This window comes from Embleya sp. NPDC005971 (assembly GCF_040629175.1).
Lineage (GTDB): Bacteria > Actinomycetota > Actinomycetes > Streptomycetales > Streptomycetaceae > Embleya.
In genome coordinates, this window is sequence record NZ_JBEXUX010000024.1 from 15,134 (window position 1) to 36,589 (window position 21,456).

The following is a 21,456-nucleotide window of genomic DNA, read 5'->3' on the forward strand; positions in this document are numbered from 1 at the left end:
CATGCGCCGCACCGTCGCCCGCGACACCCACCCAAAGCCCCACACCGTCAACTCCCGAGACCTGGCCCGTTCCCGCTCAGCCGGCGCCCACCGCGCCGATCTGCGCGAGGAGCCCGAGTCCGATGACGACGGTGGCCGCCCGTATGCCGCCACCGCGAATCGCGCGACGCCGGCACGGACCAAATTGCCGCCCGTGGCCCGGATGCTCGGCCGGTACTCGCTCGCCCATCCCCGATTTCCGGGACGAGCTGCGGCGGTTTGCGCGACCGGCCATGCCGCCGTCGACGCCGCGGCCGGCCTGCACTCCTTCCGCGTCCGGCAGCGCCTGAGCGATCTCCCGGACGCCACCGCGCCCTATCGCCACATCGGCCTGTGCGCCGACCTCCGCGAACGCGTGGTTCCCCTGACGCGCGCGACGACCCTAGAGCCCCGGTTCCTCGCCCGCTTCCAGATACACCGGGCACCCCCGCTTGAGCGCGTTCAGAGCCGTCTCCACCCTGCGCGCCCGTCGTGGTGGCATATAGTCCGGCACCTGGTCCGCCGACACGAACTCGTAGCCGCTCAACTCGGCGGGGGGAAGGCGTAGCGCGCCGATCAGTTCGGGCGTCAGCACTCCGGCATCGAAGATCCACCGCATTCCGCCGGGACGGTCGCCGGCCGGCACCCAGTCCGCTACGAGTAGGCGCAGGGGCACCGGTGGCGCCAAGGCCAATTCCTCGCGGAGTTCCCGGAGACACGCCTCAAGGGGTGATTCCCCATTCTCGGCTGCGCCCCCCGGAATCTCCCAACCCGGTTTGTACGTCGGGCGCACCAGCAGAACGCGATCCGCGTCGTCCCGAATCAGCGCCCCTGATGCCGTCACCGTCCTCGAATCACCCATGACCGGAACGGTAATTATTCGATCGCTTCGGTGGCCCGCGACACTCGGCGTCCCGCGCTTGCGGTCGGAGTTCATTCGAATGCCGGGTCTCCAGTCGGGCGCGGTCGAAGGCGGGTCACCTGATCTCGATCATGGTCACGGTGACGCGCCGGCCCGCTTGTCCCGACGCTGTGCGGGTCCTGGGAGCGCTCTCCCTCAGTGGAGCGTGACAGATCCATGTCCGGCGAGTTCGAGATCTGGTGGATCGATCGGCGCGCACACATCCGGCTCAAGCCCGTTGATCCCAACCAGCCGCGCGAGGACTTCGACCGTTGGATCGTTGTGCGGGACAGCGCCGCGGCGGGCCCTACGGCTCGCTCCATGCCGCCTTGAACCACGGCCGCCCCGGTCGCCACCCGCGTCTTTCCGGTCCCGCAGGCCATCACCGCGGTGGCCCGGCGCCCGCCGTGGGGCGTGGCGCCGGGCGCGTCGCCGTCCGGGTTCTCCAGTTCGCGGACGATCGCGGCGAGCGCGTCGCGTTGGTGGGGGCGCAGCGCGGCGACGCCGGTGCGAGTGAGGCGGGTGGGACGGCGCCTCAGGGTCTCCGCGTGGCGATCAGGCCGTTCGGACATCGGGCGCGGTCGGGGCGGGTGGTCGGGGGGGCGGTCTCACGCTCCGGGGGTGCGGTCTTCGGGTCGGGCGTGATCGGGGCTCTGCGGCGGCCTTCCCATGGCTTCTCTAGTACCAGCGGTACAGGAACCACTTCATCTTGCCGTCGTTGCCCCGCTGGTATTGGCACTTGGTGACGCCGCCGAGAGCGTCGCCCTCTACCAGACATGCCGCCTTGGTCCAGTAGGCGCGGTAGAAGTGCCAACCGGCCTTCAATTCGACGTTGGTTTTGCCGGCCGAGACCTTCGATACCGGTGCCGGCGCGGCTGCCTGGGCGGTGGTGGCCGCGCCTCCGAGAGCGAGCACGCCCCCCAGGGCCGCTGCTACCAGTGCACGTCGCATGCGCATGAAAATGTTCCCCTCTCGTGACCACGGTGACGTTCCGGCACGTTGCTACGAGCCGATGGCACCAGCCGGTGGGCGGCGCCTACGAACACGGTATGAGTGGACCGGGACGACGTCGTCCGTCACTGGTTCGATTCCCTGCCGAAACCCTCGCGGTAGTGCCTCGTTGGTTCTGCAACTCTCGCGGTAGCCATGGGTGGCGGGTGGGTCAGGTGATCAGTGGGATGAAGATGGTTTCGACGATCTCTCGGATGTCGGGGGACGACATCGGTTCCAGGTTCATCAGCACTTCGTGTCTGAGCAGGTCGTAGGGCAACCGCGCGATGCGTGGGGTCAGTTTCGAACCGTCGATCTCACCCCGTTCGATGGCTCGCCGGGTCACGGACTCGATCACCGACCACCTCTGGTCGATCACAGAGGTGCGCAGCTCGGCGGGGGTGGTCCCGGTCTCTTCGAAATAGGCGGCCAAGTGCGCGGTCATCGTCACGGCGAACACGGTGAAGGCGCCGTTGAGTTGTTCGAGGAGTGCGATGGTGTCCTCGCCGAGGGACCCGGTGTCGGGGTCGACGAGTGAGAACCGGTCGCTCGCGCGGATGATCGCGTCCCGAACGAGCGTTTCCCGAGCGGCCCAGTGGCGGTTGACGACCGGCCGGCTGGTGCCGGCGCGTTGCGCGACTGCGGCGAACGTGAGCGCGGCATACCCGTGTTCCCTCAGTTCGTCCCACGCGGCGTCCAGCACCGCGGTCTTCAGTTCGGCGCCGTGTCGACGGCGCTTGGGTCCGGGCTCCTCGCTTGCAAGATGCATGAGTGCATCTTTGGCTCGTGGCCAAGGCTGCGCCACACGGGTCGACACACCCCGTATGCCGGTTGCTTCGACGCGACCGCCGCGGTCCGCCGAATCATGAGAGGCAACACGATGCGCACCAATACCCCCGCACAGTCGCCCGACAAGGTGACGGTCGACGTGCACACCATGGGCCGCACCTTCGACGAGTCCGCCGTGGACCGGTGGGAGCTCGAGGCCGCACGCCGCGCCCTGAGGAAGCTCAAGACCGTGGCCGGCGGCCGGGTGATGATGGATCTCCTCGCCGAGGAGATAGCCGCCGGGGATCGCTTTCACAAGGGGCTCGTCGAGGCTTCGGGCGGCACCTTCCGCGAGTCGCGCACCGAGTTCACCGTGCGCGGCCTCGGTGGCACCGACCTGGCCGACTGGTTCCGGTCACAGGCCGGCACCGGGCGCTTCCGGGACAAGACGTTGCTCCTCGACGCCCATCCCGAGCACTACGTCGAGCCGCCGAACTACACGGGCGGCATGGTGGAGACGATCGGTGGTCACCTCACCCGGTTCAAGGTGTCGGTGGCCGGCGAGCTGCCCCCGTCGGTCGCCGCGTTCCTCGACGGGTCCTTCCCGGTGACGCTGATGAACGCGCTGTTGAGCCTGGACGACGGCACCCCCTTCGCGTACTGCCTGCATCAGGCAAGGGACACCGCCGACGGCGCGGACGTGGTGGTCCGCGTGGTCTACCCGTCTGCGGCTCCGGACTCGATGATCGAGGGGCATTGCGAACACCTGGCGATCGAATTCCGCAGTTGGATCCGAAACGCGGCAACGGCGGCGACCCGGTAACCGGCGGACGGCGTAGGTGACTTCGGCCGGCGGGGCCACCGGGGGCGGCCGGCCTCGTTCAGTCCGGGATCGGGCCACCCGCCGGTCCCGACGCGGCGTCGTCGTCCGGGTTGCAGGCATGGTGCGGGCCGCTGCGGACCTCTGCGCGCAGCCAGGCGTGGGCCGGGTCGTTGTCGTAGCGCTGGTGCCACGCGAGATGGATCGAGACGGCGGGCGTGGTCAGCGGCGGCGGCAGGGGCAGGCCGCGCAGACCCGGGTCGTCCAGCGCGGGACCGCCGACGATTCGCGGAACGGCCGCGACGAGGGCCGGCCGGCGGACGAACTGTAGCGCCGTGGCGTTGGCGGGGGCGGCGGCTTCCTGGCCTCCGCTCCCGCCCCGCACGCCCAGGCCGTCGCCGTCGCCGTCCTCGCCGAACCGTACCGAGCCGCCGCCTGGGACCGCCAACCACCGTGCCGCGCAACCCTGTTCCCCCTCCCGGCACCACCGGAGGTCAACATGAAGATCGCAGTACTCGGCTCCACCGGACAGACCGGCCGCCTTGTCCTCGCACACGCGTTGGAACGCGGGCACGACGTCATGGCCTGGCCCCCGCCGGCCCGAACAGATCGAGACGCCCGCCGCCGCGAACCTGCGAGTGGTCCGGGCCGACGCGACCGACGCCGGCAGTGTCGCCACCGCCGTCGAGAGTGCCGACGTCGTCGTGAGCGCCCGCGACTCGTACGCGCCGCGGAGTTCAAGCCTCGAAGGATCCCGCCGATGGCGCCACGCGCCGGAATCGCCGCCCTCATGGTCGCGGAAGCGGAAACACCCGGCTTCGCCGGCACGGACACCGTCGCCCTGTTCGACGGCCGCTGAGCACCGCTCGCGCCGCAACCGGCCGGCCGGCAATTCGATTGGTGTAGCGTAAAAGCGCGTTGCACCCCGACGCCAGAGGTACACCCATCCGGTAGGACGGCGCGGCCGCAAGCCCGGACCCAGTCGCCAGGACCCATCGGTGTCCGAGGCGGGGACGTACCCACAGACACGCTGGAACTCCCATGCGCACAACCGCAGCCACCCGGATCGTGGCTCTTGCCCTGACGACCCTCCTCCTGACGGCGGCATGCTCCTCATCGGGCTCGGACGAGGACGAGGACAACACCCCGACTGCCCAGGGCCCCACCCCCACCACCCCCGGCACCGCCGCACCGACCGCACAACCTCCGGCCGGCGGTGCCGAACCGGTCCTCCCGCCGATCGGCGCGCAATGGGACTACCAAATCGGCGGCGCCTACCAACCGGCCGCGGGCGTGCGCATCGTCTCACGCGACAGCGGCGCGGACCCGGCGGCCGGCCTGTACAACATCTGTTACATCAACGCCTTCCAGGCCCAGCCCGGCAGCACCGCCTGGTGGCAGAGCAACCACCCCGACCTGCTGCTCCGCGACTCCTCCGGCGCCCTGGTCCTCGACAAGGACTGGCACGAGCCCCTGCTGGACGTGTCCACCGACGCCAAGCGGGACAGACTCGCCCAGGTCGAATACCCCTGGATCGACGGCTGCGCGGCCAAGGGGTTCCAGGCGGTCGAACCCGACAACCTCGATTCCTACGGCCGTTCCGGCGGGCTGCTCAAACCGGCGGACAATATCGCCTTCGCCTCCCTGTTGGCCCAACGTGCCCACCGCGACGGCTTGGCCATCGGCCAGAAGAACGCCACCGAACTGCTCGACCGGCACCAGGCGATCGGATTCGACTTCGCCGTCGCCGAGCAGTGCGGCGCGACCGACGAGTGCGACCAGTACGCCTCGGCGTACGGCAACCGGGTCGTCGACGTCGAGTACGACGACGCCGGATTCGCCTCCGCCTGCAAGTCCTTCGCCTCCCGCATCTCGATCATCCGCCGCGACCACGACGTCAGCGCCCCGCCGAACGGCAAGTACGCACGCCGAACCTGCTGAACCCATCACCGCCAACGAAACGACCCGAGACGAAGCCAAGTCGGACACGAGTCCACGATGGGCAACGAAGCCGCACTCGTGACGGGGACATCCAGCGGCATCGGCCTGCACACCGCAATCGGCCTGGCCGCCGAGGGCATCCGCGTCGTGCCGACGATGCGGGACACCGCCAAGGCCGACCGTCTGCGCGCCGAGGCCGCCGACCGGGGCGTCGAAGTGGCAGTACGGAGACCGGACGTCACCGACCTCCACCACGCCCGATGGTGTCTCGACGCGGTGGCGGCCGAACTGGGCGTGGTCGACCGTGAACAGGCCCTGCTCCGCAACCGACTGACCCTCCTGCGCCGCGACCTGGCCGACAACACGGCCAAGCCCGCGGCAGCCCGCGACCTCGCCCCCGCCGCCGGTCAGGCGCATGCCCTGCCGGCAGCCCGCGACGAGTTCGCCCACCCCGGCGTGCCGGTGGACGTGTTTGCATGCTGTTCTTGTACGTCTGGTCGTCAGCTTGTATACATGTTGTTCATGAGTAGCGTACGCGAGCAGGACAGCCAGGGCGGCACCGCGCAGGACGTGACGTACCGCTGGTTGAAACGGCACATCTCGGAGTTGCCGCGAGATGGCGGGACGTTCCTGACCGAATCCGAGGTGGCGCTCGCCGCGGGCACCTCGCGGACGCCGGTGCGCGAAGCGTTGCTGCGGTTGGAGGCCGAGGGCTTCGTGCAGATCATGCCGAAGAAGGGTGCGTTCGTACCGCCCGTCTCGGACGCCGACGTGCGGGCGGTGATGGAGGCGCGCGAGTTGATCGAGGACTGGTGCGTGCGCAGGGTGGTTTCGGCCGCGCCGGAGTTCTTCGACGAACTCGATCGCTTGCTGGGCGAGCAGGAGGCCCTGATCGACGATCCGGTCGGCTTCATCGATTGCGACCGCGCGTTTCATCGCGCGATCGTGCGGCAGGGCGGGAACCCGGTGCTCGCCGACTTCTACGAGTCGTTGCGCGAGCGGCAGGTGCGGATGGGCCTGTGTGCCGTGGCGAACGAGGCGACGCGGACCCGTACGGTCCTGACCGAGCACGCCGCCATCGTGGCCGCGCTGCGCACCGGCGACGCCGACCGGGTGGGGGAGTCGCTGGCGACCCACCTGTCCAGCACGCTGGTCGCGCTGCACCTGCCCGCGCCCGCGCACTGGTCCGGCGTCGCCGGCGCCCCGTCCGTGGTGGGGCAGTCGTGAGGATCGCCCTGGTCCAGGTGGCCAGTGGGGCGGACGAGGCGCCCGATGCGCGCAGGGCACGGGTGGGGCGCATGGTGGCCGACGCGCGCGGCGCCGATCTGGTCGTGCTGCCCGAGTTGTGGGCCGCCGGCTACTTCGCGTTCGACGCCTACGCCGACCGGGCCGAATCGTTGAGCGGTGCCACCGTGAGCGCCGGCCGCGCCTGGGCCCGCGCGTTGAACGCCCACGTGCACCTCGGCAGCATCGTCGAACGCGACCGGGAGGGACGACTGTTCAACACGGCGATCCTGCTCTCCCCGGACGGCGTGATTCGCCATACCTACCGCAAGATCCACGTCTTCGGATACGCCTCGCGGGAGGCGGAGTTGCTGACGCCGGGTGAGCGGCTGGACGTCGTGGACACCGAGTTCGGCCGCTTCGGCGCGACCACCTGTTACGACCTGCGGTTCCCGGAGATGTGGCGCGACCTGGTGGACCTCGGCGCGCAATCGGTCGTCGTCCCCGCCGCGTGGCCCGCCGCCCGCCGCGAGCACTGGCGACTGTTCACCACCTGCCGGGCCGTCGAGGAGCAGATCCTGCTGATCGCCTGCAATGCGGTCGGGGTCCAGGCCGACGGCGTCGAACTTGCCGGACACAGCCGCGTGGTCGGCCCATGGGGCGATGTGCTCGTCGAGGCCGGGACCGACGAGGGCGTGACGTTCTGCGATGTCGACCCGGCGGTCGTGGACGAGGTCCGGGCCGAGTTCCCGGTGTTGGCCGACCGTCGTCCGTCCGGCGTGTTCCCTGCCGCGGCCCGTTGGATCGAACCCGACACGGAGGAACTGCCCAAGTGAGCGTCCGCACGCTTAGCCTGCGACTGGAAGTCGTGGGCACGCGAGAGCAGTTGGAGATATCCCAGCCCCGCCTGATCGTCGCCGGCTACACCGCCGGGGATGAAGCCGCCTGCCCCAAGCCGGTCGGCGCCGCCGTCGTCGAACTCGGCCCCGACCTGGCCGGGGTCGACTGGGAGTCGCTCGTCGCCCGCTCCTGGTGGACGGGCGGCTCTACCAGGAAGGACCGCTCTCGGTCCTGCGCCGGCCCGCCGACCCGGTGGTGGGGTGCTCCAACTCCCGTCCAGCGTCGCGGACATGATCAACCCCGAGACGCGCGCCGACATCGACCGCTAGATCCGAAGCCCGAACGCCCCGGCCGAGGAGCGGGTGAAACTGTTCAAACTCGAAACATCCTGTCCGCTCGCCAGGAACACCTCGCGCTGCGCTTCGCGCGTCGGGGCGAGGACCACTTCGCCGGCTTGGACGTGGTCAGCGGACGGCACCGGGTGCCGGTCATTCCCGACGCGTTCGCGCATCCGGAGTGCGATGTGGAGCGCCACTTCACGGCCGGCGACCACGTCGTGGTGATCGCACGGGTGCTCGACGTGTGCGAACGAGCGGGGGAGCCCCTCGGCTTCCTCGGCGGCCGATTCAGCGACATCGTCGACCGCGGCCACGAACCCGTCGGCTGGTACTTCTGAGCGGGCACCGCCCGCAGGGCGCTGCGGCGCGGCCCTGACCAAAGCCCGATCCCGCGCGTGACCGGAAGCCTCGGTGGCGATCTCTCGCCGGCCACCGAGGCTTCCGGCACGACCCGACAGAGGCCGAAGGCACGGTTCGAACCCGGCCCACGAGTCGTCGTTCGCTACCGGCGCCGGGCGGGCGCAAGGTCGTCCGGGCCGGCGAGTGCGCCGGAAACGTGCCGCTCCCGGGCGACCGACAGCGCGCCGCGCAACGGGCCGTCGGGACCGAGACCGGACCGGGCGACCTCGATCGTGTAGGGGCGCATCACGTTCACGAACTCGGTCAGCCGGGCCCGTACCCCGTCCAGGAGGAGGTTGCCCGCGCCGGCCAGCCGACCGCCGCCGACCACCAGATCGAGATCCAGCGGCGTGGTGACCCCGACCACGACCGTCCCGATCGCCCGCCCCGCGGCGTGTACGGCCGCTCGGTGTGCGGCTTCCCCCGACAGCGCGCCCCGCACCACGCCCGCCAGATCGGTCGGCGCGGGGTTCGCGGCACGCAGTCGAGCCACCAACGCCTCCTCGTTGACCAGGGTCTCCAGGCAACCGTGCGATCCGCACCAGCACGCGACGCCGTCGGGATCGACGAGCGTGTGGCCGAACTCCCCGGCCACGCCCGTGGCCCCCCGGTACACCCGTCCGTCCAGAACCAGCGCGCCGCCGATACCCGCCTCGGCCAGTACGTACATGAAGTCGCCGCTGCCACGGGCCGCCCCCAGGCGATGCTCGGCAAGCGCGGCGAGATTCGCGTCGTTCTCGACCCGGACCGGGAAGTCCAGCACCTCGGACAGGTCGTGGGACAGCGGGACGCTGCCCCAGCCCGCGAACTGATGGAATCCCTGCGAGATCAACCCGTGGGCCGCCCGGTGCTGTGCGGAGCGGACCAGGCCGGGGACGGAGACGACCGCCGAAACCAGATCGGCTCGGGTGAGTTCGCGCTCCACCAGCAGCCGTTCGAACAGCCGCCCGGCGACGGCCAACGCGTCCGAATACGGACACGACGGTGGGATGGGGCCCTCGATCTGCCACACCTCGTCGGTCGGCGACATCACGCCGACCCGGATCGAGGACCTGCCCAGATCCAGGCCGAGCACCCACGCCGAGCGGTGACCACCGAGCCGAACCACCTTGGTCCGCCGCCCGTTGCGCACGCCCGGTGCCAGAACCACCCGCCGCTCCGCGAGGAGGAGCCGCACCAGGTTGGATACCGTCGCCTCGGACAGTCCGGCGGCCTGGGCCAACTCGACCTGGGAGAGCGGACCACGCTCCAGACAAGCCAGGAGGCGCCGCAGGTTCGCGGCCCGCATGGCCGCCTGTGGGCCGCCTCGGTGCGCCGTCATGCGGTCATGTTTGTGGGCCCGCCCCGGTGCGTCAAGCCAAGCAGAGCCGTCCGTGCGGAGCCGAGCCCGACGCGGGTGGGACGGTTGCCTCGGATGCCGCCGACCACGCATGGCCGGGTGCCTTCGGGCCGGGTCCGGCGCGGTGTCGGCCGAACACCATGGTCGTGCGCCGATCCACGTCATACGGCGGCCACGGCGACGCGCCGGGGCGGTTGGGATCGCCGGTGTGCGCGAACTCGATCCACGCCTGCGCCAGCGAGCGCGCCGCGCCGTCCGTCGATCGCAGGATCGCACCTGGGGACGGATCGCCGTCGCCATGCGCGAATGGTGCGTCGACGCCGCCCACGGTGGCGGGCAGGTCGAACCGGTAGCGGAAGACCGGCGGCGTCGCGCTGCGCGCCCTGCGGCCGGAACACTCGCGCGCACCGGCATCGTCGGTGCGCGCGCCGATCAGCAGGGGGACGTCCGTTGTGAAGGCGGTCGGCGGGATCGAGGCGGGACGCTCGTGCACGATCGCCCGGTGGAACGCGCCGCGGGTGTCCGGCGCCGCCAACAGGTCGGTGACCCGCAGGGCGTTACGCCCGCCGCCGAGGATCGTCACGTTCGTCGGATCCCCACCGAACCCGGCGATGTCTTTCCGGACCCAATCCAGCGCCCCGAGCAGGTTCCGGAGCGCGCGGCCGTGCCGGTCGACGGCGACCAGGACCACGTCGTCGGCGGGAAGCGGGAACCCCGGATGGTGGGTCGGCCCGGCGCAGTCCGCCGGCCGGGCGGTCGCGCCGCGAAACCAGACCAGGACCGGACGCCGGGCCGCGCACGTCGCAAACGGGGTGCGAACGTCGAGCCGCGGGCCGTTGTCGCCGCCGATCGCCGACCCGTACGGAATCCCGGGAAAAGTAATGGGCCCGCCTTCGGATGTTCCCCGAATCCTTCCGGACGAGGTCTCGAAATCAATCTCGTACACGGGAACCTCCGGTTGCCTCTGAATGCTCGACCACCAGCACAACACACGAATTCACGGATGTCGACAATTTTGTGATGCGAGCCGTCGAAGACGCTCCTTGACTTCAAGGCGCAAATCGGAAAACCTCGCCGGGTTCACCCAAGGATCATGTCTGACCTGCACATTTCACGAGAATCGGCGATCCGATGTGCGATCGATGAATTCACTCGTTGAATTCAGGCAACGAATTCACCGGCCCTGATGTTGCGTTCCGGTCTCGATGGGAAACCCCGCAGAATCGACTCTTGTCGAACACCTGAAAAGCGAGTATTCATAACGACACCCGATCGGACGGTCGACGTTCTTGCACCCGTCCCGACGGCTTCCCGATTCCGTGCGGAGCCGCCGGTCGATCGACCATCCCGGTTTCCCGGAACGACCCTGCGAGGAATTCATGCTCCGTTCGCCCCTGACCCACCCGAGAAGACGCCACACGATCGCGGCCGGCGCCGGCGCACTGGCCTTGCTCCTCGCGGCCTGCGGCGGGCCCGGTGCAGGCTCGCACCCGGGGGCGGGGCCCACCGGAGAGCCCCGCCGTGGCGGCACCCTTTTGCTGGGCATGCCGGTCGATTACCAGACCCTGGACCCCACCGCGCCCAACTTCACCTCGATGACCGACTACACGGCGGCCCGCGCCATCATGGATCCGCTCTTCGACCTGGATCGGCGCGGCAATCTCGTCCCCGTCCTGGCCCTGTCCGCGACCTCCTCCGACGCGGACCGCACGTTCACCGTCGCCCTGCGCGAGAACGTGCGCTTCTCCGACGGCACGCCGCTGGACGCGCAAGCCGTCGTCGACCACTACAAACGCCTCCAGGAAACCAAGACCTGTCTGGGCTGCGATCCGCGCGTGGTCACCGACATCGCCTCGCTGAGCACGGCCGGCACCCACACCGTGGTGTTCCACCTCACCCAGCCGTGGGCGAAGTTCCCGGTCCTGGCCCTTACCCAGACCGCGGCGCTGATCCCGTCGCCCACCGCCGTTCGGGCCCAGGGCGACAACTTCGGCCGAGCGGCGGTGGGCGCCGGCGCCTATCGCCTCGAACGGGTCGCCCCCGGCAGCGCCATCATCCTCGTCCGCAACGACACCTACTGGCGCCCGGAAAAGGCCAACCTGGACAAGATCCTCATCAAGATCGTCCCGGACACCCAAAGCGCCGTGCAATCCGTCCAGTCCGGCACGCTGGACATGGCCGTCGCCACCACCCCCACCCTGGCCGAACAGGCGCGCGGCGCGAACCTACAGGTGCAACTCAACGAGGGCTTCGCACCGGAGGGTCTCAACGTCAACACCAAGCGCCCCGGCCTCGACGACGCGCGGGTGCGCGCGGCACTGAGCGCGGCCATCGACCGCAAGGCGATCAACAAGGCCGCCTACGGAAACGGCTCCAAGCCCGCCCTGGCCCTGCTGGCCGACGACAACCCGGCACAACAGGGCATCGCCGTGCCGGATTACGACCCGGCCGCGGCCCGCCGACTGCTCGCCGAGTACGGCAAACCCGTGTCGGTGGACATCCTCGCCCCCGACCTGCCCGCCTACCTGACCCAGGCGCTGCTGCTGCAACAGATGTGGAAGGACGTCGGTGTCGACGCGAAGGTCACCGCGGCCGGCCCCACCCTCAACCAGGCCATCCAGCAAAGGAACTTCGACGTCCTCCTGGGGCCGTTCTTCGTGGACACCACAACGGTCTCCGGACTCCAACCCAGTTTCGTCTCCGGCGGGTTCAGCAACCTCAGCGGCTATGCGAACCCGCACACGGACGCCTTGTTCGCCAAGCTCGCCCCGATCGCCGACGACGCACAGGCCCTGTCCACCGCGCGGGAGATCGTCGGCACTCTCGCGCGCGAGGTGCCGGTCATTCCCGTCGTGCGCAAGATGGGCATGTTCATCGGCTCCGACCGGGTACACCTGCCGCCCGCCGACTCGCGCGGCGTGGACATCTTCTCGATGACCGACGTGTGGCTGAGCCGATGAACGCACGCTACCTCGCCGGTCGACTCGGCCAGGCGGCGATCGTCCTGGCCGCGGTCGCGGTCGTCACCTTCGTCCTGGGGCGAATCCTGCCCGGCGACCTCGCCGCCGCAGTCCTGGGGCCGACCGCGACCCCGGAGCAGACCGCCGCCTTCAACCACCGCATCGGGGCCGACCACAGCGCGATCGAGCAATTCCTGGACTGGCTCACCGCCGCCCTCACCGGAGATCTGGGCACCTCGCCGCTCAACGGCCAGAGCGTCTCCGCCGCGCTGCGCGACCGTGCGGAACCCTCCCTGCTGCTGATGCTCCTCGCCGAGGCACTGGCCCTGGCCATCGCCGTCCCGGCGGCGCTGTGGGCCGCCTACCGTCGCGGCCGACCGGCCGACCGGATCGCCAACGGCGCATCCTCGTTCCTGCTCGCCGCACCACAGTTCGCCATCGCCGTGCTGTTGGTCTACGTCTTCGCCGTCCGCCTCGGCTGGGCCCCGGCCACCGGCTACACACCCCTGGCGCAGGGGGCCGGCGAGACCCTGCGCAGCCTGATGTTGCCGGCGGTGACGCTCGCCCTGGGACTGGCCGCCGTGTACTTCCGGGTGCTGCGCAACGGAGTGATCGAGACCCTCCGGCAGGACTACATCCTGGCGGCCCGAGCCCAAGGACTGACCCCGCGCGAGATCCTGCTGCGGCATGCGCTGCGCCCGGCCCTGCTACCGCTGGTCACGCTGGTCGGACTCAACTTCGGCGTGCTGATCGGGGGCGCGGTGGTGATCGAGCAACTCTTCGCCATCCCCGGTCTGGGCACCTACGCGTTGGGCGCCGTACGAGCCAAGGACTTCGTCGTCCTGCAGAGCGTCGTGCTGTTGATCGCCGCGCTCTACGTCCTGGTCAACCTCGCCGTCGAAGTGCTCTACGGCCTCCTGGATCCGAGGATTCGCCATGCCCGTTGACACCCTCGTGCCCACCGCCGAGGCCACCCACCGGGACAAGGTGACGACCCGTCGAGCCCGCCCGGGGGCCGCTACCGCGGCGGCGTCGGTGGTCTTGGGCACGATCGTGCTGGCCGCACTGCTGGCGCCCGTCCTGCCGCTGGAGAATCCCGAACACACCGACGTCTCCGCGCTGTCCGCCGGATTCGGCGCCGAACACCCACTCGGCACCGACGCACTCGGCCGGGACACCCTCGCGCGCATCGTGTACGGGGCCAGAGTGAGCCTGACCGTCGGACTCGGCGCCACCGCCATCGGCGCGGTCGTCGGCACCCTGCTCGGCATGATCGCGGGCCTGAGCACCGGATGGGCGCAGGCGATCGTGATGCGGCTCGCGGACGTCCTGCTCGCCTTCCCCGCGCTGGTGCTCGCGCTCGCGGTGATCGGTGCGGTGGGCCCCTCGGCAACCAGCGTCACCCTCGTGGTGGGCGTGCTGTTCGTACCCGGCTTCGTACGCGTCGTGCAGGCGCCGGTACTGAGCCTGGCACAACGCGAGTTCGTCCTCGCCTGCCGGGCGATGGGGATGTCCGCCACGCGGTTGATGTTGCGCGAGATCCTGCCCAACATCACCGGCCTGGTCGTCACGTACGCGGTGACCATGTTCGGCCTCGGCGTGATGATCGAGGGCGGCCTGGGATTCCTCGGGATGAGCGTCCCGCCGCCCGCTCCCACCTGGGGCGGCATGATCTCCGAGGGCAGACAGGTCCTCGCCGAACACCCCGTGGTCACCCTGACGCCCACCGCCGTGCTCGTGCTGGTCGTGCTGTGCGCGAACGTCCTGGGCGACCGACTGACCGCCGTCTTCGACTCCCGCGGAGCGATGTTGTGAACCGTCTCGACAACACACCGCGAACCGCTCCTGAGCCGAGCGCCGACACCGGACCCGAGCCGTTGCTGGACGTGCGCGACTACCGGGTCCACCTCCACTCGCCGCGCGGCGCCGTACGGGCCGTCGACGACGTGAGCTTCACCCTGGCCGCCGGACGCACCCTGGCCGTGGTCGGCGAATCCGGGTCCGGCAAAAGTGTGCTGTGTCGGAGCCTGCTGGGCCTGCTGCCGCCGGCCGCCATCGCCGTCCGCACCGGGACCGCACGCTTCGCCGACCTCGAACTCACCGGCTTGAGCGAGCAACGGCTGCGCGCGCTGCGCGGTCGCCGGGTCGGCATGGTCTTCCAGGACCCGATGACCGCACTCAACCCGGTGATGCCGGTATGGCGCCAACTGGCCCTGCCCCTGCGCCGCCACCTGGGTCTGGGCCGCAAGGCGGCCCGGGCCCGCGCGGTCGAACTGCTCGACACCGTGGGCATTCCCGACCCGGCCCGACGCGCCCGGCAGTACCCCGTGCAGATGTCCGGCGGAATGCGCCAGCGCGTGATGATCGCGCTGGCCCTGACCTGCGACCCCGAACTGCTCATCGCCGACGAGCCGACCACGGCACTCGACGTCACCGTCCAGGCGCAGATCCTGCGCCTGCTCGACCGCCAACGTGCCGAACGTGCCATGGCGATGATCCTGATCAGTCACGACCTGGACCTGGTCGCGGATCACGCCGACGACGTCATGGTCATGTACGCCGGGCGACAAGCCGAACTCGGCCCCACCGACGCGGTGCTCACCGCACCCCGAATGCCGTACACCCGGGCCCTCCTGGACACCGCGCCGCGACTGCACTCCGTGCGCGCCGAACGGTTGCCGACCATCGGCGGCGAACCCCCGGACCTGACCCGCACCGCCGACGGCTGCGCCTTCGAGAGCCGCTGCCCACGCGCCGACCACCGATGTCGCAGTGCCCGGCCACCGTTGGTGGTGCCGCCGGGGAGCGGGCACCGGGTCGCCTGCCGGCTCCCCGAGCCGTCGGCGCCACACCCGGCGGTCGATGTCGTCCCCGGCCGGGCCGGCGGTGTCGACGTATCGAAAGCGAGTACCCCATGAGCAGCATCGACACCCCCGACCGCACCCGCCCGCAGCACGACACCGACGGCGAAACGGGCGCGGACCGCGCCCTGTTGACGGTTCGAGACCTACGGGTGCGGTATCGCAACGCGGGCCGCCTGTTCGAAGCGGTCGCCGGTGTCGATCTCACCGTGCAGGCCGGGGAGACCCTGGGCCTGGTCGGCGAATCCGGCTGCGGCAAATCGACCGTCGCGCGTGCCGTCGCACGGCTGGAATCCTCGATCTCCGGGCGCATCGAGTTCGACGGCGAAGACGTGGCCCGGCTGCGCGGCAAGGCACTGGACCCGTACCGCCGTCGAGTGGGCATGGTGTTCCAGGACCCCATCGCGTCCCTGAACCCACGTCGTCGGATCCGCGACATCATCGCGACCCCGCTCGAACTCGCCGGCGACACGGACCGTGCACGCATCGCCGACCGGGTGGGGGAACTGGCCGACCAGGTCGGCCTGCGCACCGCGCTGCTCGATCGGCGCCCACACGAGCTGTCCGGCGGCCAGTGCCAACGCGTGAGCATCGCCCGGGCCCTGGCCCGAGTCCCGGACCTGCTGCTGTGCGACGAGATCGTCTCCGCGCTCGACGTCTCGGTCCAGGCCCAGGTGCTCAACCTGCTCCTGGACATCAGGGACCGGCGGCACCTGGCGATGCTCTTCATCTCCCACGACCTCTCGGTGGTCCGCCACGTATCCGACCGGGTCGCCGTCATGTACCTCGGCCGACTGTGCGAGGAGGCGCCGGTGGACGACCTGTACGCGGCCCCGGCCCATCCCTACACGCGCGCACTGCTCGCCTCGGTCCCCGGCCGCGGCGCGAACACGCAAGGCCACGGCCTGCTCACGGGCGAACTGCCCTCGCCGATCGAGCCGCCCGGCGGGTGCCGCTTCCGGACCCGCTGCCCACTCGCCCGGGAGCGCTGCGCCGTCGAGGAGCCGCAGCCGGTGCAGGTGCGTCCGCACCACCGGGTGGCCTGTCATTTCCCGCTCGGGACGCAGATCGACGCGGAGCGGGTTTCGAGGGAGGCGGTGGGAAGTTGACCGCGGTGGGCGGCGCGCGGGCCGGTGCCGGCGGCCCGCGAATCTCGCCGCGAGCGGGCAACCTGGGCCGACTGTTGGAGTGTCTGGCCCCCAAGCCGCTGTCGCAGACGGAACTCGCGGTGGCCTCGGGCCTGTCCGAGGCCACCGTGTCCAACCTCGTCAAACTGTTGGTCCGTGATCGACACGTGGTATTGGAACACAGCGTGCGCAACGGTCGCCGCGCCAACGTGGTGCGGCTCGCCGCGCATCGTTCCTCATGGGTGCTGGGGGTGGACCTCGCCCGCTCCTGGATCAGGGTGGGCCTGATGTCCTCGACCGACGAAATCCTCGACGCGCGGGCGCCGATTCCCCACCCGTGTGCGTACTCCGAGGCACTGGAGACGATCGGCCGGCTGACCCGGGGCCTGCTGGCGGTGCGCGATCCGTCCTCGATCGACCCGGTCGCGGGCGTGGTGTCGGTCCCGGGCCCGGTTCGCCGTCCCGAGGACGACGCGGCCGGCCGCGACCTGATCCCACAGGGATGGCACCAGACGACCAACTGGGGAAGCGTGCCGCTGGCCCACGACATCGGCGAAGTGGTGGGCGTACCCGTCCACGCGGACAACGACGCCAACCTGTCGGCACTGGCCGAACTCCACCGGGGCGCAGCCGTGGACAGCCGCGACTTCCTGTTCCTGTCGGTGGACGCCGGTGTCGGCGGGGCGCTGGTACTCGACGGGCGCATCTACCGCGGCGCGACCGGCATGGCGGGCGAGTTCGGCCACACCGTCGTCGAGCCGCACGGCCGGGCCTGTTGGTGCGGCGCGCGCGGCTGCCTGGAAACGCTGATCGGGGAGCGGGCCCTGCTCTCCGCGCTGCGCACGGCCGAGCCCGCGCCGCACACCGTGGACGACGTCGTGCGGGCGACGCTCGCCGGAGACGGCGCGCATCGGGCCGCCGTGCACGAAGCGGGTCTGGCGATCGGCACCTTCGTCGCCGCCGTCAGTACGCCGCTGGATCTCGACCTGGTCGTGATCGGCGGCGCCCTGGCCCGGGCCGAAACCCTCCTGCTGGACGGGGTGCGAGCCCAACTCGCGCACTACCTGGGCCGATTCAGGCCCTACACGATCGAGGTGAGCACGGCGCGGCTCGGGCGGGACGGACCCCTGTACGGAGCCCTGCTCGCAGCCCGCGAACGGCAGACGGACCGCGACCCGCTCCGGATCGGCGGCCCCCGCGCCGAGGCCACCACATCGCCGTGAGCCGGCCGCGAACGGCTCCCTCGCGTTCCCTCCTTGTTCCTTGACCACTTGTCGTGTCGAGCAGAAAGACGGATGCACCGATGACCCAGACCCGGTCCGAAACCCAGGTCCAAACCCGGCCCGAAACCTCGTGGGACCCGAAGGAGAACAACTGGCGGCCACCGACCCACCTGCCGCCCGGCGACCCGGTGGTCACCGAGTCGGGCGTGCGGCGGTACGAGGGCCTCACCTACGCGGCGACCGCCGGGTACCGTCCGTGCCTGCTCGACGTCGCGGTGCCCGCCGGCGATGGGCCCGCACCGGTGGTGGTGTGGATCCACGGCGGAGCCTGGCAGGACGGCGACCGGCGCTACCCGCCGCCGACGGTCACCCCGGAGTTGTTGTTCGGCGGCATCCTCGACGCCGGCCTCGCACTGGTTTCCATCGACTACCGACACAGCCTGGAAGCGCCCTTCCCGGCCCAACTCCACGACGCCAAATCGGCGGTCCGCTACCTTCGCCACTACTCCCGCGTACTGGGCATCGACCCCGAGCGCATCGGTGTCTGGGGCGAGTCCGCCGGCGGCCATCTCACCGCGCTCCTCGCGCTGACCCCGTCCGACGACCCGGACCATCCCCTCGAAGGCAGCGTGGGAATCACCGGCCCCAGCAGCGCCGTTCGGGCCGCGGTCGACTGGTACGGGGTGTCGAACGTGCCCAGCCTGCTGTCCACCCTCCACGAACTGCCGCCCCCGGGCGCGGCCCACCGCCCCGATCCCTGCGAGGCGCTGCTCGGCGGGCGCCCCGAACAATGGCCGCTGCTGGCGCGCTCGGCGAGCCCGCTCACCTACGCGGACCACGTGGCCGCACCGCTGTTGCTGCAACACGGCACGAAGGACACCGTGGTCCCGCACGAACACAGCGCGCAACTCGCCGCTCGACTGGCCGCATGCGGCAGCGAGGTCACCCTGCGATCGATACCCGACGCGGACCACTGCTTCGTCGGCCTGGCGGACATCGCCCCGGTGGTCCACGAAGGCATCACGTTCCTCGAGCGACACCTGGGCTGACCGAGCCCGGGCCGGGCGGGGACGGAGCGTCGAAAGCCTCGTGGCGATTCGGCTTCCTCGGCAGGCTGCGACGGCCGGCTCGTCCCGGACGGGACCGGTCGCCGCAGCCACCTCCGCCGGTCCCGGGACCGGCTCGCCTACTGCGATCGCAGCAGTTGTGGATGTCTGCGGCGGCGGGACGACTTCCGAGTCCCGTTCCAGGACGCCCGGAGGGGCCGAGGCAGTACGGCTTGGACAGGGTCGGTGGGTTCGCGATCCACTCCCCGGCCACCGACACGTACACCAACGCCCTCGTGCTCACCGCAACCCCCACCGATCACCCCGTCGCCGCCTTCGACACCGCTGCCCTGGCCCACCTTGCCGACTACACCGAGTAACCAGGCCACTCCACCCCGGCCGGCAAGGGACCTGCGACCCGCCGCACCGGTGGAACCCTTGACTAAAGTAAACGTGAACGTACACTTCCTGTATGAGTGCAACGGCTACTGCGCCTCAACGGCGGGGACGTGGAGGTAGGGAGCGCATTCTGGCCGCCGCCGCCCGGCTGTTCGCGACCCAGGGGATCAACGCGACCGGCATGGAACAGGTGGCAGAGAAGGCACCGGTGTCGAAGCGGACGCTCTACGCGCACTTCAGGACCAAGAACGACCTGGTCATCGCCCACTTGCAGGGCCTCGTGCTGACGGGCGCCACCTTGGAGAGTGTGCTGGACCGCGAGGACCTCACCCCTCGGGAACGGGTCCTGATGCTCTTCGACCAGTTCACGACGGACGCGGGTCCGGTTCGTGGGTGTCCGTTCATCGATGCCGCTGTGGAGTTCCCGGACCCGGAAAGCGCGGTCCACTCCTACGCCCGCGACCAGAAAGTGCGGATGGTGCGGCTCATCGCCGCCTTGGTGACGGAGCTGGGCTGTCGTGAACCCGACGCACTCGCCGAGCAGTTGGCCACTCTCGCGGACGGCGCGGCCAGTCGCGCAATGGTGCTGGGCGAAGCGGACTATGGCCGGCACGCACGGGCAGCGGCACAGGTTCTCCTCGATCAGGCTCTGCCGAACACCAACGGACGAGAAAAGGGTCGGTGAACAGTCCGTCGTGGACCGCGGCCAGGCCAGGGTTGATCGAGGGGCATCCCGACCCGTCGCGGGCGTCCAGGCGTTCGCGGACGTGCGGTACCACCGCGACGATCTCGGGGTGCGCGGCACAGGCCAGAGCGCCGAGCGAGGCGGACTTGCCGATACTCGGGCTACCGGTGACCACCCGCAGTCCCCCGGTGGTCACGTCGTCCAACCACGGTGCGAGCACGCGCAGTTGGGTGCGGAGGCCGGTGAAGCGGGCGCCGGCCTTGTCGGTGAAGTGGCGGGCGTCGGAGGGATCCAGGAACACGCGCAGTGCCGGTTCGGCGATCGACGCGCGCGGCGGCGGACGCGGCGCCGGCCGAGGATCACGGCCGTCGGACGCGCCCGCGACGCCGAGAGGCAGGCTGCCCCAGCACGGGCGCGGGGATGCCCCCGAATCGGGACGATCCCGGCGGTACTCCTGGGCGAGCGCTATGGGAGCGCGTGCGGTTGCCCCGCTGGGCTGGACGGTCGCCCGCTACGGAAATCCCGCGACACGATGGATGATCGCCGCCGAGCCGGCCGGTCTGCGATTTCACCCGCTGCACCGTCGTCGACCTCGACGCCGAAATGCCGAGGAGCCCACGACGACGAAGTCGTCTTGCTCCATGTGTCGATCTCCTTCCGCGACGGGCGCGTGGTGGAAGGGATCAGGGCCCGGCCGGTGGGTCGCCCCAACCGTCGAGGGAGAACGGCTTCCGCCGGGCGATCTGCGCCAGCGCGGCGGCCGTGTAGGGAACGGTGTCGGCGGGTGGGTCGGTCGGGTCGGCCCACAGAAGCCGCGCGCACTTGTGCGGTTCACGGTTGATCGGCCGGCCGCGCCAGTCGTCCGCAAGGAAGAAGAAGCCGATGCGTGGTTCTTCGTCGCCGTTGCGGTGGTGGACGACGTGCACGAAGTCGACGGCGGCTTCGTCGAGTTCGACGCCGACTTCCTCGGCGGCCTCGCGGATCGCGCCGGCGATCACGGATTCCCCGGCTTCGAGGTGTCCGCTGGGTGGGCAGAGCCGGCCGTCCGCGTAGCCGGTGTTGGCGCGTTCCATGAGCAGGATGCGTCCGTCGGCTCTCCGAAGGAGCACGTAGACGTCCACGATGCTGCGGTAGCGGCTGGTCATGCGTTTCTCCCGAGTCGACGACGGAACGGGGCACCGGCCCCAGGATGGCGTCCGAAGTGTCGGCGGTACCACGGGAGACCGGACGTTCGCCGATCGGACCCGCGCGTGGGAGAGCGAACATCGCCGGGCCCGCCCCGGTGCCGGGGGTCGTCCCCGGGCCACGACGCCCGGCCGGCCGGGCCGCCCGGCGCTGCTGGTCGAAGCCCGGGGCGGCGGCTACGCCCCCGGGACCCCGCGCGCCGGCTGGGACCATGCCACGCCGTACGTGCATCGCATGCTCGCCGACGTCTGGGGCCTGGACCTGCTCACCGCCCGGGCCGAACTCGCCGCGGCGGACGTCAACCCGGCGACGACGGAACTCAGGCCGCTCGCCCACCGCCTCCTCGCCGAGGCCCGCGTCCAGGCGACCGAACACGCCCGCACCATCGCCGA

At 70.7% G+C, this 21,456-nt stretch carries 22 protein-coding genes and 1 pseudogene; 15 read left to right on the forward strand and 8 right to left on the reverse strand.

What is annotated here, in order from left to right; genetic code table 11:
- Positions 1 to 421 precede the first annotated feature (421 nt).
- On the reverse strand, positions 422 to 880 hold the full coding sequence (locus ABZ374_RS21815; protein ID WP_360313476.1) for an NUDIX hydrolase: 459 nt from the start codon (positions 878 to 880) through the stop codon (positions 422 to 424).
- Positions 881 to 1,096: 216 nt separating this feature from the next.
- Here ABZ374_RS21815 and ABZ374_RS21820 point away from each other — a divergent pair, with 216 nt between their 5' ends.
- A complete protein-coding gene (locus tag ABZ374_RS21820; RefSeq protein WP_360313674.1) occupies positions 1,097 to 1,252 on the forward strand; it encodes a hypothetical protein in 156 nt (51 codons plus the stop codon).
- 20 nt (positions 1,253 to 1,272) lie between these two features.
- Here ABZ374_RS21820 and ABZ374_RS21825 read toward each other — a convergent pair.
- From ABZ374_RS21825 to ABZ374_RS21835, 3 genes and pseudogenes are all read right to left on the reverse strand, one after another.
- A pseudogene (locus tag ABZ374_RS21825) lies at positions 1,273 to 1,491 on the reverse strand (DEAD/DEAH box helicase family protein); the annotation flags it as partial.
- Between the two features lie 106 nt (positions 1,492 to 1,597).
- The gene (locus tag ABZ374_RS21830) at positions 1,598 to 1,834 is read right to left on the reverse strand and encodes a hypothetical protein (protein WP_360313478.1); all 237 of its coding nucleotides are present in this window, start codon (positions 1,832 to 1,834) and stop codon (positions 1,598 to 1,600) included.
- Between the two features lie 247 nt (positions 1,835 to 2,081).
- Complete coding sequence (locus tag ABZ374_RS21835) at positions 2,082 to 2,678, reverse strand: TetR/AcrR family transcriptional regulator (protein ID WP_360313480.1); 597 nt, start codon at positions 2,676 to 2,678, stop codon at positions 2,082 to 2,084.
- A gap of 111 nt (positions 2,679 to 2,789) precedes the next feature.
- On the opposite strand from ABZ374_RS21835, the gene ABZ374_RS21840 reads away from it, so the two are divergent.
- Positions 2,790 to 3,500: a hypothetical protein gene (locus ABZ374_RS21840; RefSeq protein ID WP_360313482.1), complete on the forward strand. Its 711-nt coding sequence runs from the start codon at positions 2,790 to 2,792 to the stop codon at positions 3,498 to 3,500.
- Positions 3,501 to 3,558: 58 nt separating this feature from the next.
- Here ABZ374_RS21840 and ABZ374_RS21845 read toward each other — a convergent pair whose 3' ends face one another.
- A complete protein-coding gene (locus ABZ374_RS21845) occupies positions 3,559 to 3,945 on the reverse strand; it encodes a LysR substrate-binding domain-containing protein (protein WP_360313484.1) in 387 nt (128 codons plus the stop codon).
- A gap of 593 nt (positions 3,946 to 4,538) precedes the next feature.
- Here ABZ374_RS21845 and ABZ374_RS21850 point away from each other — a divergent pair.
- From ABZ374_RS21850 to ABZ374_RS21865, 4 genes are read left to right on the forward strand one after another with little or no spacing between them, the layout of a single operon-like run.
- Positions 4,539 to 5,438, forward strand: coding sequence for an endo alpha-1,4 polygalactosaminidase (locus ABZ374_RS21850; protein WP_360313486.1), 900 nt, complete (start codon positions 4,539 to 4,541; stop codon positions 5,436 to 5,438).
- A 57-nt stretch (positions 5,439 to 5,495) separates the two neighbouring features.
- Positions 5,496 to 6,665 (forward strand): SDR family NAD(P)-dependent oxidoreductase, encoded by a 1,170-nt coding sequence (locus ABZ374_RS21855; protein WP_360313488.1) that lies wholly within the window; start codon positions 5,496 to 5,498, stop codon positions 6,663 to 6,665.
- Positions 6,662 to 7,498 carry a carbon-nitrogen family hydrolase gene (locus ABZ374_RS21860; protein ID WP_360313490.1) on the forward strand — a complete coding sequence of 279 codons (837 nt, stop codon included), beginning with the start codon at positions 6,662 to 6,664 and terminating at the stop codon, positions 7,496 to 7,498. Before ABZ374_RS21855 ends, ABZ374_RS21860 begins: the two co-directional genes overlap by 4 nt.
- A complete protein-coding gene (locus ABZ374_RS21865; protein ID WP_360313492.1) occupies positions 7,495 to 8,178 on the forward strand; it encodes a flavin reductase family protein in 684 nt (227 codons plus the stop codon). The genes ABZ374_RS21860 and ABZ374_RS21865 overlap by 4 nt, the downstream gene beginning before the upstream one ends.
- 164 nt (positions 8,179 to 8,342) lie before the next feature.
- Here ABZ374_RS21865 and ABZ374_RS21870 read toward each other — a convergent pair whose 3' ends face one another.
- Positions 8,343 to 9,560, reverse strand: a complete 1,218-nt coding sequence (locus ABZ374_RS21870) for an ROK family transcriptional regulator (RefSeq protein ID WP_360313494.1) — start codon at positions 9,558 to 9,560, stop codon at positions 8,343 to 8,345.
- Between the two features lie 31 nt (positions 9,561 to 9,591).
- Positions 9,592 to 10,524, reverse strand: a complete 933-nt coding sequence (locus tag ABZ374_RS21875; protein ID WP_360313496.1) for a carboxylesterase family protein — start codon at positions 10,522 to 10,524, stop codon at positions 9,592 to 9,594.
- A 598-nt stretch (positions 10,525 to 11,122) separates the two neighbouring features.
- On the opposite strand from ABZ374_RS21875, the gene ABZ374_RS21880 reads away from it, so the two are divergent.
- From ABZ374_RS21880 to ABZ374_RS21920, 9 genes are all read left to right on the forward strand, one after another.
- Positions 11,123 to 12,538 carry an ABC transporter substrate-binding protein gene (locus ABZ374_RS21880; RefSeq protein WP_360313498.1) on the forward strand — a complete coding sequence of 472 codons (1,416 nt, stop codon included), beginning with the start codon at positions 11,123 to 11,125 and terminating at the stop codon, positions 12,536 to 12,538.
- Positions 12,535 to 13,485, forward strand: coding sequence for an ABC transporter permease (locus ABZ374_RS21885; RefSeq protein ID WP_360313500.1), 951 nt, complete (start codon positions 12,535 to 12,537; stop codon positions 13,483 to 13,485). Before ABZ374_RS21880 ends, ABZ374_RS21885 begins: the two co-directional genes overlap by 4 nt.
- Positions 13,475 to 14,353 (forward strand): ABC transporter permease, encoded by an 879-nt coding sequence (locus ABZ374_RS21890; protein WP_360313502.1) that lies wholly within the window; start codon positions 13,475 to 13,477, stop codon positions 14,351 to 14,353. The genes ABZ374_RS21885 and ABZ374_RS21890 overlap by 11 nt, the downstream gene beginning before the upstream one ends.
- A complete protein-coding gene (locus tag ABZ374_RS21895; protein ID WP_360313504.1) occupies positions 14,350 to 15,456 on the forward strand; it encodes an ABC transporter ATP-binding protein in 1,107 nt (368 codons plus the stop codon). The genes ABZ374_RS21890 and ABZ374_RS21895 overlap by 4 nt, the downstream gene beginning before the upstream one ends.
- Positions 15,453 to 16,508, forward strand: a complete 1,056-nt coding sequence (locus tag ABZ374_RS21900; RefSeq protein WP_360313506.1) for an ABC transporter ATP-binding protein — start codon at positions 15,453 to 15,455, stop codon at positions 16,506 to 16,508. The genes ABZ374_RS21895 and ABZ374_RS21900 overlap by 4 nt, the downstream gene beginning before the upstream one ends.
- 5 nt (positions 16,509 to 16,513) lie before the next feature.
- Positions 16,514 to 17,749 (forward strand): ROK family transcriptional regulator, encoded by a 1,236-nt coding sequence (locus ABZ374_RS21905; protein ID WP_360313660.1) that lies wholly within the window; start codon positions 16,514 to 16,516, stop codon positions 17,747 to 17,749.
- Positions 17,750 to 17,829: 80 nt separating this feature from the next.
- Positions 17,830 to 18,798: an alpha/beta hydrolase gene (locus ABZ374_RS21910; protein ID WP_360313508.1), complete on the forward strand. Its 969-nt coding sequence runs from the start codon at positions 17,830 to 17,832 to the stop codon at positions 18,796 to 18,798.
- Between the two features lie 230 nt (positions 18,799 to 19,028).
- Positions 19,029 to 19,175 carry a hypothetical protein gene (locus tag ABZ374_RS21915; protein ID WP_360313510.1) on the forward strand — a complete coding sequence of 49 codons (147 nt, stop codon included), beginning with the start codon at positions 19,029 to 19,031 and terminating at the stop codon, positions 19,173 to 19,175.
- 92 nt (positions 19,176 to 19,267) lie between these two features.
- On the forward strand, positions 19,268 to 19,879 hold the full coding sequence (locus ABZ374_RS21920; protein ID WP_360313512.1) for a TetR family transcriptional regulator: 612 nt from the start codon (positions 19,268 to 19,270) through the stop codon (positions 19,877 to 19,879).
- Positions 19,880 to 20,562: 683 nt separating this feature from the next.
- On the opposite strand, the gene ABZ374_RS21925 is transcribed toward ABZ374_RS21920, so the two are convergent.
- Positions 20,563 to 21,024: an NUDIX domain-containing protein gene (locus ABZ374_RS21925; RefSeq protein ID WP_360313514.1), complete on the reverse strand. Its 462-nt coding sequence runs from the start codon at positions 21,022 to 21,024 to the stop codon at positions 20,563 to 20,565.
- Between the last annotated feature and the right edge of the window lie 432 nt (positions 21,025 to 21,456).

Coding starts and splice junctions, on each gene's coding strand:
- ABZ374_RS21925 (WP_360313514.1), bottom strand. CDS start 21,024: ATGACCAGCCGCTACCGCAGCATCGTGGACGTCTACGTGCTCCTTCGG.
- ABZ374_RS21885 (WP_360313500.1), top strand. CDS start 12,535: ATGAACGCACGCTACCTCGCCGGTCGACTCGGCCAGGCGGCGATCGTC.
- ABZ374_RS21855 (WP_360313488.1), top strand. CDS start 5,496: ATGGGCAACGAAGCCGCACTCGTGACGGGGACATCCAGCGGCATCGGC.
- ABZ374_RS21850 (WP_360313486.1), top strand. CDS start 4,539: ATGCGCACAACCGCAGCCACCCGGATCGTGGCTCTTGCCCTGACGACC.
- ABZ374_RS21820 (WP_360313674.1), top strand. CDS start 1,097: ATGTCCGGCGAGTTCGAGATCTGGTGGATCGATCGGCGCGCACACATC.
- ABZ374_RS21920 (WP_360313512.1), top strand. CDS start 19,268: ATGAGTGCAACGGCTACTGCGCCTCAACGGCGGGGACGTGGAGGTAGG.
- ABZ374_RS21900 (WP_360313506.1), top strand. CDS start 15,453: ATGAGCAGCATCGACACCCCCGACCGCACCCGCCCGCAGCACGACACC.
- ABZ374_RS21910 (WP_360313508.1), top strand. CDS start 17,830: ATGACCCAGACCCGGTCCGAAACCCAGGTCCAAACCCGGCCCGAAACC.
- ABZ374_RS21815 (WP_360313476.1), bottom strand. CDS start 880: ATGGGTGATTCGAGGACGGTGACGGCATCAGGGGCGCTGATTCGGGAC.
- ABZ374_RS21835 (WP_360313480.1), bottom strand. CDS start 2,678: ATGCATCTTGCAAGCGAGGAGCCCGGACCCAAGCGCCGTCGACACGGC.
- ABZ374_RS21870 (WP_360313494.1), bottom strand. CDS start 9,560: ATGACGGCGCACCGAGGCGGCCCACAGGCGGCCATGCGGGCCGCGAAC.
- ABZ374_RS21840 (WP_360313482.1), top strand. CDS start 2,790: ATGCGCACCAATACCCCCGCACAGTCGCCCGACAAGGTGACGGTCGAC.
- ABZ374_RS21890 (WP_360313502.1), top strand. CDS start 13,475: ATGCCCGTTGACACCCTCGTGCCCACCGCCGAGGCCACCCACCGGGAC.
- ABZ374_RS21880 (WP_360313498.1), top strand. CDS start 11,123: ATGCCGGTCGATTACCAGACCCTGGACCCCACCGCGCCCAACTTCACC.